Below are 11420 nucleotides of genomic sequence, written 5' to 3'. Positions count from 1 at the left end.
GGGTGGGTTGGGTTGGCTTGTGGGGGTTCGGCCTTGTTGGGATGGGGCTGATTGTGGCACGTGGGTGTGGCGGGTTGCCGCGTGTCGTCGCGGTGGCCGGGCTGTCCTTGCCGGTGGGTTCCTTCCCTGTGGCTCGTGGGTGGGTGGGGCCTGCTGCTGCTATGGGGCCGGCAGTGCCCGCAGGTTGCTGATCGCATGGGTCAGGAGGCCGGCGAAGGGCTGGCAGGCCTTGTAGCGGATGGCGGTCCGGCGGGCGTGGCGGACGATCACGGCCGCGACGGTCAGCAAGCGGTGACGCACGGTTGTGGGCTCCCACCTGCGGGCGGGGCGCCCGTGCAGCGCGAGCATCTGCGCCCAGGCCAGGTTGTCACAGGCCAGGGCCACCACCAGGCACCAGATACGGTTGGGGTCGAAGCCTTGGAGGGGCAAGGCGCTCAGTCCGGTGTCCTTGGCGCACCGGATACGGTCCCCTGGCACCTGGCGTGCTGACGGTGGCGCACCTCTAGGTCGACCAGCTGGCCAGTCCTGGTGCTGCTCGCGAAGGCGGTCAGCCGGTAGCCATCGACGTCGTCGAACCTGAGCTGGGCGCCGGGGTGCGGTCCTTCTCGGCGCGCGATCACTCTCATCCCGGCCGGCCACCCGTCCAGATCGAGCAGGTCGGTCAGCTCTGCCACGTCCGCTGTCTGGCGTGGCTCCCCGTCGGTGCTGTAGGCCTGGGCACGACCGGGATCGTGTCAGCCGTGCGCCGCCGCAAGCGCGCCACCGCCGCACCCGCGGCACCCGCGGGCTGGTCCTCACTGAGCTCTGTCGGTACAACCGGGTGGGAGGCGCTGGGCGCCTCCCACCCGGTTGTACCCTTTGTCCCGATCTCGAGGTGTCATATGTCCCGATCTCGGTAGGCTGCGGGCATGCGTGTTCTGTCCGTCGTCGGCGCCCGTCCGCAGTTCGTCAAGCTGGCCCCTGTCGACGCGGCCCTGCGGGCCGCCGGTGTCGAGCACGTCATCGTCCACACCGGCCAGCACTACGACCCGATGCTCTCGGAGGTCTTCTTCGCCGACCTGGGCATCGCCGCCCCCCAGGTCCACATGGGTGTGGGCTCGGGCAGCCACGGGGTCCAGACCGGGGCGATGCTCGCCGCGATGGACGAGGTTCTCACCCAGCAGCAGGCAGACTGGGTGCTCGTCTACGGGGACACCAACTCGACGCTGGCCGGCGCCGTCTCCGCGGTCAAGCTACACGTGCCGGTGGCCCACCTCGAGGCGGGCCTGCGCTCGTTCAACCGTGCGATGCCCGAGGAGATCAACCGGGTCCTGACCGACCATGCCGCCGACCTCCTGCTCGCCCCCACCGCCGTGGCCGCGGCTCACCTGGCCGACGAGGGGCTGTCAGAACGCACCGTGGTGGTCGGCGACGTGATGACCGATGTGCTGCTCTCGGCGCGCGACTCGGTGGCCGGCAGCCCCTCACCGGTGACCGCCGACCTCGGGCTGGGGCCTGGCGCCTACTCCCTGGCCACCATCCACCGCGCTGAGAACACCGACGACGCCGACCGCCTGGTCGAGGTGCTCGACTCCCTGGCCGAGGTCGACCACCCGGTCGTGCTCCTGGCCCACCCCCGTCTTGTCTCGAAGTGCTCCGAGCACGGGATCGCCCTGAGCGACCGCGGCTCGCTGCGTGTCCACCCGCCCCTGCCCTACCCGGGGCTTATCGCGGCGGCGCTGGGAGCACGGGGCGTGGTCACCGACTCCGGCGGGCTGCAGAAGGAGGCCTTCCTCCTGCGAGTCCCGTGCACGACGGTGCGCCCGCAGACCGAGTGGGTCGAGACCGTCGAGCTGGGCTGGAACGTGCTCGTCGAGCCCGGCCCCGATCTTGTGGCCGCGGCCTCACGCCCCCGTCCCGCCGAGCCCCCGGAGGCTCTAGCGCATCCCTACGGCGACGGCCACGCCGCCGAACGCGTCGCCCGGGTCCTGGCCGAGCACGCCCGCAACTGACCTCGGCGCACCGTCGCGGGCCGCCGTCGGGCCACGGTCACGGTAGCAACGCGGCCGAACGAGCCCCTCAGCCCAGGTCCTCCAGGAGCACGCCGGCCGCACGGTCGGTGGCGGCCCCCATGGAGCGCTCGGCCAGGACCCAGGCCCGCAGCCTGTCCCGCGCGGCTCCCAGCGCCGCGGGCCCCGCGGCCCGGGCCGCCTCGTGATCGGCCAGGACGGCCCGCATCGCGTCGGCCACCTCGGCGGCATCGAGGTCGCAGGCCCGCCCCAGACCGGCGGCCGGGATGTCAGCCCGGGCGGGGCCGGGACCGGCGTAGACCACGGGCGTCCCGCAGGCCAGGGCGGCGAAGATCTTGGTGGGGTAGGCGAAGTCGTAGCCCAGCCCGGGGCGGATGGAGACCACCGATCCCACGGCGCCCCGCTGCCAGGCGGCGGCCTGCTCGGCGGGCACGGTGCCATGCAGCGTGATCCGCGGGTCGTCCCCGGCCAGCTCACGCAGGTGCTCCCAGTCGCTGCCCTGGCCGAGGTAGACGAGCTCGACGTCGGGGCGCTCGGCGTGGACCAGGCGCAGCGCCTCGATGAAGACGCCGGCCCCCTGCCACTCCGAAGCGGTCCCGGCGTAGAGGAAGTACGGGGCCCGGGGGGCGGCGGGGGCGAGCGGACCGGTGCTCGTGAAGGTCTCGGTGTCGATGCCGTTGGGCACCACCGTCACCCGGTGCGCCCCCAGCTCGGTGACCCGCTCCCCCACCCCCTGGCTGACGGCGAGCACGCGCAGCGCGCCGCCCACCACCGCCGACTCCACGACGCGCAGCGCGCCGACGACCCAGCCGGGCGCCCCCGTCGAGCCCGCGGCGTCGGACCACACGTCGGCGGCGTAGTAGGCGTAGGGCAGGCCGCGCAGGACGCACACGGCTCGCACGACCGCGCCGGTGGTCGGCGGCGGCTCGGCGACGACAAGACGGGGACGGGGCGCCGCCAGGAGACGGGCCGCCAGCGGCAGGTCGAAGCTGAGGTAGGCGGCGTAGCCGCGGATGTAGCCGTTGTCGTCGCGCAGGGCGGGGGCCGAGCGGACCGCCACCCCGGGGTCGGTCGGCGCCTGGTCCCCCGGCGGCACCGAGGTCAGCACCGTCACCGGCTCCCCGCGCCGCGCCAGCGAGCGGGCCAGGGAGCGCAGGCGCAGTGCCGCCGCAGCCGGCTCGGGGGCGTACAGACGCGAGGCGATGACGATGCCGCGCCCCGTCCGGCCGTGCCCCCGGTGGATCGCGACCGCGGCGCCCACGACGGCGGCACCCACCGCGATGGCTCCCAGCCCGGCCCCGGCGCGACGCCCGGCGGCGCCGCGCACGAGGCCCCCCGCGGGCGCCAGAACCGCCCGGCGCTTCACAGCGTGACCGTCTGCCCGTCGGCGGCCGAGGCCAGGATGGCGTCGATGACCTCGAGCGTGGCCACCCCCTCGGCCATTGTGACGATCCGTGAGGCGTCGCCGCGCAGGGCGTCGCGGAAGTTCTCCTGCTCCAGGGCCAGGGGCTCGCGCTTGGGGATGGCGTAGCGGACGACGTCGCCCTCCGAGACCCCCCGGAAGTTGGCGATCTGGTCCCAGGTGGAGGCCACCGTGCCGTTGGCGTGGAAGGTCAGGTCGCCGGTCAGGGTGTCGGCGACGAAGGCCCCCTTCTCACCGGTGACGATGGTGACCCGCTCCTTGAAGGGGGTGAGCCAGTTGACGGTGTGGTTGACGATGACGCCGTTGGCCAGGAGGCCGGTGGCCACGACCATGTCCTCGTTGTCCCTGCCCGAGCGGTGCGTCACCTGGGCGCTGATCGAGCGGTAGGGCGAGCCGGCAACCCAGGCGGTCAGGTCGATGTCGTGGGTCGCCAGGTCCTTGACCACCCCGACGTCGCTGATGCGCGCCGGGAAGGGGCCCTGACGACGGGTGAGGACCTGGTAGACCTGCCCGAGCTCGCCGGCGTCGAGGCGTTCACGCAGCGCCCGCAGGGCGGGGTTGCAGCGCTCGACGTAGCCGACCGCGCCCACCAGGCCGCGCTCGGCGAAGGCGCCGGCGACGCGGCGGCCGGCCGCGGCGGAGTCGGCGATGGGCTTCTCAACCATCGTCGGCACCCCGGCCTCGGCCAGGGCCAGGGCGACGTCCTCGTGGTAGACGGTGGGCACGGCCACCATCGCGGCGTCGATACCGGCCTCGATGAGGGCGTGGACGTCCCCGAGGACCGGCAGGTCGCCGGCGACCCCGAAGCGGTCGCCGCCGGGATCGGCCACGGCGACGAGCTCGAAGCCCTCGGTGGCGCGGATGACACGGGCGTGGTGACGGCCCATCGAGCCCAGGCCGATGAGGCCGACGCGCAGATTCCCGCTCATCTCAGGCACCCGCCTTGACGGTGGCGGCCACGGCCTCGACGACGCGGTCGAGGTCGGCCGGGCTCAGCGAGGGGTGGACGGGCAGGGACAGGCACTCCCGGGCGGCCTGCTCCGTGCCGGGCAGCTCCAGGCCGGGGGCGTAGGGGGCCAGGGACTCCAGACGGTGGTTGGGGATGGGGTAGTAGACCCCGGAGCCGACCTGCCACTCCTCGCGCAGTGCGGCCTGGACCGCGTCGCGCTCGGCGCCGGTGGCCCCCTCGAGGCGGATCGTGTACTGGTGGTAGACGTGGGTGTAGCCCTCGGGCACGTGGGGGGTGACGACCCCGGGGACCTGGCCCAGGCCGGCGTCGAGGGCGGCCGCGTTGGCCTGGCGCTGCTCGGTCCAGGCGGCCAGGCGCGTCAGCTGGACACGGCCGACGGCGGCGGCCACGTCGGTCATGCGGTTGTTGAAGCCGACGAGCTCGTTGGCGTACTGGGCCTCCATGCCCTGGTTGCGCAGGAGGCGCACCCGGTGGGCCAGCTCGGGGTCGGCGGTGGTGACCATGCCCCCCTCAAGGGAGGTCATGTTCTTGGTGGGGTAGAAGGAGAAGGAGCCCCAGGCGCCGAAGGCGCCCACGGGCGTTGAGCCGATGGCGGCCCCGTGCGCCTGGGCGCAGTCCTCGAAGACGAGCAGGTCGTGACGCTCGGCGATCGCCAGGATCTCGGGCATATCGGCCGGCAGCCCGTAGAGGTGGACGACCTCGATGGCCGCGGTCCGCTCGGTGACGGACGCCTCGACTGAGGCGGGGTCGAGGGTGAAGGTGACCGGGTCGATGTCGGCGAAGACCGGGGTCGCCCCGGCCGCGGCCACCGAGTTGCCGGTGGCAGCGAAGGTGAAGGAGGGCACGATGACCTCGGCGCCCTCGGGCAGCCGGGAGGCCAGCGTGGCCAGGTGCTGGGCGGAGGTGCCGGAGTTGACGGCCACGCTCAGCGCGCCGGGGACGACCTGCGCGGAGAACTCCTCCTCGAAGGCCGCCACCTGCGGACCCTGGACCACCATGCCCGAGGCGATGACGGCGTCGACGGCGGCGCGCTCCTCGGCACCGATGATCGGCTTGGCTGCGGGGATGAACTCGCGTGACATCAGTGGCTGACCTCTCGGATCGTGTTGTCGGACTCTTCGTAGACGGTACCGGTGACCGGGCAGGTCCACCGCGGGGCCCCCTGCGGGGACGGCTCGGCCGGCTGGAGCGGGTGGCCGGCGCGCCCCACCCAGCCCACGCGGCGGGCGGGGACGCCCGCGACCAGGGCATGGGCAGGGACGTCGCGGGTCACGACGGCGCCCGCGGCCACCGTCGCCCAGGCGCCGATCCTCACCGGGGCCACGCACACCGCGCGCGCTCCGATCGAGGCGCCCTCCTCGATAGTGACCCCCACCGGCTCCCAGTCCTCGGCCGACTTGAGGGTCCCGTCGGGGTTGACCGCCCGGGGGAAGTGGTCGTTGGTCAGGGTGACTGCCGGGCCGATGAACACGCCGTCGCCCAGGACGGCGGGCTCGTAGACCAGGGCGTAGTTCTGCACCTTGCAGTGGCGTCCCATGCGCACGCCCTCACCGATGTAGGCCCCGCGCCCCACGACGCAGCCCTGGCCCAGGACGGCGTGCTCGCGCACCTGGGCCAGGTGCCAGATCGAGCCGCCGTCGCCGATGACGGCTTGGTCGGAGACGTCCGCGCTCGGCGCGACACGGGGCGGTCCTGCTGGCTCCATCGGTGCTCCTTCGTCGTGGCGGAGGGGTGGAGGGGCGCCGCACGAGCGCGCACCTTGCCCCATCCTAAGCCGCACCGCGTGCGAGAATGCACGCGTGGCTACCACAGACGGTTCTCCTTCCCCTGGCGAGGAGCGGGTGACCGACGCCTGGCTCGTCGTTCCCCTCTACAACGAGGCGCAGGTCGTGCGCGGCGTCATCGAGGAGGCCAGGAGGGTCTTCCCGCTCGTCGTCGCCGTCGACGACGGCTCGGACGACGACTCTGCCGCCGAGGCCGCCGCCGCGGGCGCCGTCGTCGTGCGCCACCCCATCAACCTCGGCCAGGGCGCCGCGCTGCAGACGGGCATCACCTACGTGCTCGAGCGCACCGAGGACCCCTACCTCGTCACCTTCGACGCAGACGGCCAGCACTCGGTGGCCGACGCCGCGGCCATGGTGGCCACCGCGCGCCGGGAGGACCTGGCGATCGTGCTCGGCTCCCGGTTCCTCGAGGGCCCCTCCCCCGTGGGCTGGCTCAAGCGGCTCGTGCTCAAGACCGCCGCGGTGGTCGCCTCCCGAACCACCGGGATGCGGCTGACCGACGCGCACAACGGCCTGCGCCTCCTGCGCCGCGACGCGGCCGGGGCCCTCGAGCTGCGTCAGAACCGGATGGCGCACGCCTCGGAGATCGTCCGCCAGCTCGGCGCCACCGGCCTGCCCTGGCGCGAGATGCCGGTGAGCATCGCCTACACCGAGTACTCCAAGGCCAAGGGCCAGTCCTTGTGGAACTCGGTCAACATCCTCGTCGACCTGCTGTTCTCCTGAAGGGGCAAGCGCTATGAGCTCTCAGATCGTCATCCAGACCGTCCTCATCACCGTCATCGCCGCGGTCGGCTGGATGATGCTGCGCTCCCCGGGGGGCGCGCGCCACCAGGCCGGCAGGCGCCTGGTGACGCTGACCTTCGTCCTGTTCGCCATCATCGCCGTGGCGATGCCCTCCCTGACGACCACGGTGGCCCACTGGGTCGGGGTGGGGCGCGGCGCCGACCTTCTGCTGTACGCCCTCGTCGCGGCCTTCCTCGTCCAGCTCCTGTCCTCCTTCCGCAGGCAGGCCGCCCAGGAGCGCAAGATCACCCGCCTGGCGCGCCGCATCGCGCTGGACGACGCCCCCGAGCCGCCCCGCGGGTCCTGAGCCCGGCGGCTCAGGACCCGCGTCGTGAGGCGCGCACCTCGAGCTCCTCGCGCAGCCGGAGCCCGGCCCCCACCGACCAGCGCAGCGGTGCCTGCCAGGCGGCGGGGTGGGTGCGGTTGATGTAACGGCGCGCCGAGTCGTGGTGGGCGCGGATCATCCGCTCGGGGCGGGCCTTCCAGCTCGCGCCCTGCTCGTGGACGACCTCGGCCTCGGTGACCTGGAGGTTGAGCCAGCCGGCGCGGCTGACCCTGGCCCCCAGGTCGACGTCCTCGAAGAACATGAAGTAGGAGTCGTCGAAGCCGCCCAGGGCGCGCCACACCGCGGCGGGCACGAGCAGGCAGGCCCCGGACAGCCAACCGACCTCGCGCACGCCGCCGTCGTCGCGGCCGTGGTAGGCGCTCGTGAAGGGGTTGGCGGGCCAGACCCGCCCCAGCACAGCGTGCCCCGCCCCGCCGACGAGGGAGGGCAGCGCCCGTCCCGACGGGTAGATCGTGCCGTCGGGGTTGAGCAGCCGGGGACCCAGGCAGCCCGCGCGCGGGTGGTCCTGGCCGGTGTCGATGAGCAGGTCGAGGCTGCCCGGACGCCAGACGAGGTCCGGGTTGGCCACGACGAGCCAGTCCTCCTGGAGGTCCTGGGCCGCCAGGTTGGCACCGCCGCCGTAGCCGCGGTTGACGCCGTCGCCGACGACGCGGGCTCCGTGGCGGGCGGCGAGGCGCTCGACCTCGGCGTGCTCCTCGCCGTTGTCGGCGATGACAGTGGTCACGGGCCGGGTGGTCGCCTCGCCGAGCGAGGCGAGGAAGCGGTCGAGCTCCTCACCCGGGTTGTACGCCACTGTGACAACCCTCACCGTCTCAGGGTCGCGCCGGGGCGTCGTGCCGGCCGAGTCCTCGGAGCGTCCGGAGCGGCCCGAGTCATCGCGAACCGGTTCTGGCGTGGAGTGCCTCATGCGTCGGAGCCTACCGGAGCGCCTCCGAGGCATCCGCGCCATCTGACAGGCCCGTCTCCACCCCGGGCCGACGGCGCGGGAGGTGCGGGTCGCCCCACAGCATTATCACAGCGATATAACGGCGTGAGACACCCCACAGCGGTGGGAGTAAATCACCGCCGCCACCATGAGGCACGACACGGACGCAGGGCCACCGGTTCCATATGATCCTCATCGTGCCCACCTACCCCACCAAGCACGCGCGGCACTCCGCCAAGGACCTCACGCGCCATGTCGCCAGGAACGTCCTGCTGACATGCTTCGCCGTCGTGCTCTTCGTCGTCTCCAGCGCGGGATTCGCCTACCACGACCTCATCTCGCAGCTCAACCGCCTCGACGTCGACGCCTTGCTCGGCTCCGACCGGCCCACGCGCGCCGAGCCGGCCACCGACAACTACGAGGGTCAGGCGGTCAACATCCTCATCCTGGGCTCGGACACCCGCTCGGGAGCCAACAACGTCGACAACTCCGAGGGCTCGGAGGATGTGGCGGTGGCCCGGTCGGACACGGCCATGGTCCTGCACATGTCCGCCGACCGCTCCCGGATCGACGTCGTGTCCATCCCCCGCGACACGCTCGTGTCGATCCCCGAGTGCACGACCGCCGACGGGCAGACCGAGCCGGCGATGGACGACACCCAGTTCAACGCGGCCTTCGCCAACGGCGCGGGCACCGGCTCGGACGCCGTGGCCGTCGGGGCGGGGGTGGCCTGCACGATCAAGACCGTCGAGGCGCTGACCCAGGTGCGCATCGACGAGTGGATGGTCGTCGACTTCAACGGGCTGTCGACCATGGTCAACTCGCTGGGCGGGGTGCCGGTCTACGTCAGTGAGGACATCGACGACACCGACTACACGGGCCTGGTCCTCGAGGCCGGCTGCCACACGATGGACGGCACGATGGCCCTGCAGTACTCGCGGGTGCGCCACGGCGTGGGGGACGGGTCGGACATCTCCCGCATCGCCCGTCAGCAGAACCTCATGAGCGCGATGCTCCGCACCGCCCAGTCCAAGAACCTGCTGACCAACGCGGGCGAGCTCTACAGCTTCCTGCGCTCGACCCTGGCCGCGCTGACGGTCTCCGACACCCTGTCTCTGTCGACCCTCACCGGGCTGGCGCAGTCGGTCCAGGCGATCGGCATGGAGAACGTCAACTTCATCACGATGCCCAATGAGCCGGCGTCGTGGGACGCCAACCGCGTCGTTCCGTCCGCCGCGGCCGACGCGGTGTGGACGGCGCTGCGCGAGGACACGCCCGTGCCGGAGGAGAGCGTGACAGTCTCGGCTGATGGCTCGACCTCGAGCGCTGCCGCCCAGGACCCCGCGGCCACCGCCGACAGCGCCACCACCACCCAAGAGGCGCCGACGACCGAGGAGCAGGCCACGACCACCGCCCCCTCGGCCGCCGCGACGACGAGCAACCCCGCGGCTCAGTGCCGCTGACCCGCGAGGTCACCGGAAGGAGACGCAGCCCACTGTGACACCTGCTGACGACGATCTGCCGCCCTCCATCACTCCGGGCTCCCGGGGCCGGGCAGGACGCCCCCCGGGCGCCGGGGGCCGCCGGCCCGGGGCGCCCCGGCCCGACAAGACCCGCGCCGAGGAGGGCGGCGCCCCACGGCCAGCGCAGCCGGGTCGGCAGGCACCCTCAGCGGGCCGGGCAACGTCGTCAGCGGGTCCCGCGCAGCGCGGAGACCGACCGGTCTCCGGCGGCGCCCCCGGACCCGGCGGGAGCCGGCCGGTCGAGCGCCGCTCGGTGCACGGACGCGGCTCCGGGGCCCCGGCACGTTCGTCCTCGGGCCCCCCGCGTCCGGCCGGGCAGAGACAGCCGCGTCCGGCCGGGCAGGCCGGTCGCGAGGCCTCCCGGCCCTCCGAGCAGCCCGCCGTCTCCCGGTCGGGCCGCAGCCGTGCCCGCCCGGGCTCCAGCGCCGTCCCACTGGGCGGCTCGCCCACCCGGCGCCCCGAGGCCACGAGCGTCATGCCGGCCGGGGCGGCCCGCGCCTCCGGCGCCCCCGGCCAGGCGCCCCGGCAGTCGGGCCCCGGCCGGGCCGGAGGCGCCCCACCCCTCATGCCGGGCACCGAGCCGAACGCGCCCTCCCCGCGCAAGAAGCGCCGCCCCCTGCGCTGGGTCGCGGCGGTACTCGTGCTCCTGCTCGTCCTGGTCGGTGGACGGCTGCTGTGGCTCTACCACGACGTCAACTCCAACCTTCAGCGGGTCGACGCCCTGTCGGGGGCCGCCGACACCCCGGGCGAGACATGGCTCATCGTCGGCTCGGACTCCCGGTCGGACGGTGCCGTGGCCGACGGCACTGAGGGCGCGCGCGCCGACACGATCATGCTGCTCCACAAGGCGGAGAACGGGCAGGCGTCGCTGACCTCGATCCCCCGGGACACCTATGTTGAAATCCCCGACTACGGGGACGAGAAGATCAACTCCGCCTACTCCTACGGCGGCCCTCAGCTGCTCGTGCGCACGGTGGAGGCCTTGTCCGGGCTGACCATGGACCACTACGTCGAGGTCGGTATGGGCGGGGTCGCCCAGATGGTCGACGCGGTCGGCGGGATCAACGTGTGCCTGGACTACGACGTCGATGACGCCGACTCCGGCCTGGTGTGGGACACCTCCCAGGGCACCTGCCAGGACGTCGACGGCACGAAGGCCCTGGCCTATGCCCGCATGCGCAAGTCCGACCCGACCGGGGACATCGGTCGCGGCCTGCGCCAGCGCACGGTCATCTCCGCCGTCGTCTCCAAGGCGGTCTCGCCTGCCACCCTGATCAACCCGTGGCGCCAGAACGCCCTCGTCGAGGCGGGGACCCAGGTGCTCACGGTCGATGAGGACGCCACGATGATCGACCTGGGCCAGATGGTCCTCGCCTTCCGCTCCGCCTCCGGCGCGGGGCTCTCGGGGGCGCCCCCCATCGAGTCCCTCGACTACGAGCCCGGCGGGATCGGTGCCGCGGTGCTCCTGGTCGACACGACCGCGCCGGACTTCTTCACCAAGCTGAGCGAGGGCTCGCTGACCGAGGCCGACTTCAACCAGACCTCCGGCTGAGGCGCGTGGGTGCCGGCCGTGGCCCCCCCCCCGGCGGGGGGGGGCGGGGCCCCCCCCCCCCCCCCCCCCGCGGGGGGCGGGGGGGGGGGGGGGCCCCCCCCGGCG

The 11420-nt window shown here is 73.4% G+C and carries 10 protein-coding genes and 1 pseudogene; 5 read left to right on the top strand and 6 right to left on the bottom strand.

The annotated features are described in order from the left end of the window. Window positions 1–159: 159 nt before the first annotated feature. Window positions 160–713 (bottom strand): annotated as a pseudogene (locus Q4C85_RS00375) (transposase); the annotation flags it as partial. A gap of 195 nt (window positions 714–908) precedes the next feature. On the opposite strand from Q4C85_RS00375, the gene wecB reads away from it, so the two are divergent. Beyond that, window positions 909–1991 (top strand): non-hydrolyzing UDP-N-acetylglucosamine 2-epimerase, encoded by a 1083-nt coding sequence (wecB, locus tag Q4C85_RS00370; protein ID WP_303138399.1) that lies wholly within the window; start codon window positions 909–911, stop codon window positions 1989–1991. Between the two features lie 67 nt (window positions 1992–2058). Here the strand turns inward: wecB and Q4C85_RS00365 are convergent, their stop codons facing one another. From Q4C85_RS00365 to Q4C85_RS00350, 4 genes are read right to left on the bottom strand one after another with little or no spacing between them, the layout of a single operon-like run. Beyond that, the gene (locus Q4C85_RS00365) at window positions 2059–3375 is read right to left on the bottom strand and encodes a glycosyltransferase (protein WP_303138396.1); all 1317 of its coding nucleotides are present in this window, start codon (window positions 3373–3375) and stop codon (window positions 2059–2061) included. Continuing rightward, a complete protein-coding gene (locus tag Q4C85_RS00360; protein ID WP_303138393.1) occupies window positions 3372–4361 on the bottom strand; it encodes a Gfo/Idh/MocA family protein in 990 nt (329 codons plus the stop codon). The genes Q4C85_RS00365 and Q4C85_RS00360 overlap by 4 nt, the downstream gene beginning before the upstream one ends. A gap of 1 nt (window position 4362) precedes the next feature. After that, window positions 4363–5484 carry a DegT/DnrJ/EryC1/StrS aminotransferase family protein gene (locus Q4C85_RS00355; protein ID WP_303138391.1) on the bottom strand — a complete coding sequence of 374 codons (1122 nt, stop codon included), beginning with the start codon at window positions 5482–5484 and terminating at the stop codon, window positions 4363–4365. Then, window positions 5484–6107 (bottom strand): acyltransferase, encoded by a 624-nt coding sequence (locus tag Q4C85_RS00350; protein ID WP_303138388.1) that lies wholly within the window; start codon window positions 6105–6107, stop codon window positions 5484–5486. Before Q4C85_RS00350 ends, Q4C85_RS00355 begins: the two co-directional genes overlap by 1 nt. A 94-nt stretch (window positions 6108–6201) precedes the next feature. Between Q4C85_RS00350 and Q4C85_RS00345 the strand changes: the two genes are divergently transcribed. Next, a complete protein-coding gene (locus tag Q4C85_RS00345; protein ID WP_303138385.1) occupies window positions 6202–6909 on the top strand; it encodes a glycosyltransferase family 2 protein in 708 nt (235 codons plus the stop codon). A gap of 13 nt (window positions 6910–6922) precedes the next feature. After that, window positions 6923–7276 carry a DUF2304 domain-containing protein gene (locus tag Q4C85_RS00340; protein ID WP_303138383.1) on the top strand — a complete coding sequence of 118 codons (354 nt, stop codon included), beginning with the start codon at window positions 6923–6925 and terminating at the stop codon, window positions 7274–7276. A gap of 10 nt (window positions 7277–7286) precedes the next feature. Here Q4C85_RS00340 and Q4C85_RS00335 read toward each other — a convergent pair whose 3' ends face one another. Next, window positions 7287–8123, bottom strand: a complete 837-nt coding sequence (locus tag Q4C85_RS00335) for a glycosyltransferase family 2 protein (protein ID WP_303138381.1) — start codon at window positions 8121–8123, stop codon at window positions 7287–7289. A gap of 314 nt (window positions 8124–8437) precedes the next feature. Here Q4C85_RS00335 and Q4C85_RS00330 point away from each other — a divergent pair, with 314 nt between their 5' ends. After that, complete coding sequence (locus tag Q4C85_RS00330; protein ID WP_303138380.1) at window positions 8438–9703, top strand: LCP family protein; 1266 nt, start codon at window positions 8438–8440, stop codon at window positions 9701–9703. Between the two features lie 625 nt (window positions 9704–10328). After that, window positions 10329–11315, top strand: coding sequence for an LCP family protein (locus tag Q4C85_RS00325; protein WP_303138377.1), 987 nt, complete (start codon window positions 10329–10331; stop codon window positions 11313–11315). Window positions 11316–11420: the final 105 nt, after the last annotated feature.

The sequence above is a fragment of the Actinomyces sp. genome (genome assembly GCF_030524025.1).
Classification (GTDB): Bacteria; Actinomycetota; Actinomycetes; order Actinomycetales; family Actinomycetaceae; genus Actinomyces.
The sequence above is the reverse complement of the archived record's forward strand: the minus strand, read 5'-3'. Positions and strand labels throughout refer to the sequence as shown.

Excerpts from the sequence above, each read along its gene's own strand:
- Q4C85_RS00325 (WP_303138377.1), top strand. The coding sequence starts at position 10,329 with ATGCCGGGCACCGAGCCGAACGCGCCCTCCCCGCGCAAGAAGCGCCGC.
- wecB (WP_303138399.1), top strand. The coding sequence starts at position 909 with ATGCGTGTTCTGTCCGTCGTCGGCGCCCGTCCGCAGTTCGTCAAGCTG.
- Q4C85_RS00340 (WP_303138383.1), top strand. The coding sequence starts at position 6,923 with ATGAGCTCTCAGATCGTCATCCAGACCGTCCTCATCACCGTCATCGCC.
- Q4C85_RS00355 (WP_303138391.1), bottom strand. The coding sequence starts at position 5,484 with ATGTCACGCGAGTTCATCCCCGCAGCCAAGCCGATCATCGGTGCCGAG.
- Q4C85_RS00350 (WP_303138388.1), bottom strand. The coding sequence starts at position 6,107 with ATGGAGCCAGCAGGACCGCCCCGTGTCGCGCCGAGCGCGGACGTCTCC.
- Q4C85_RS00360 (WP_303138393.1), bottom strand. The coding sequence starts at position 4,361 with ATGAGCGGGAATCTGCGCGTCGGCCTCATCGGCCTGGGCTCGATGGGC.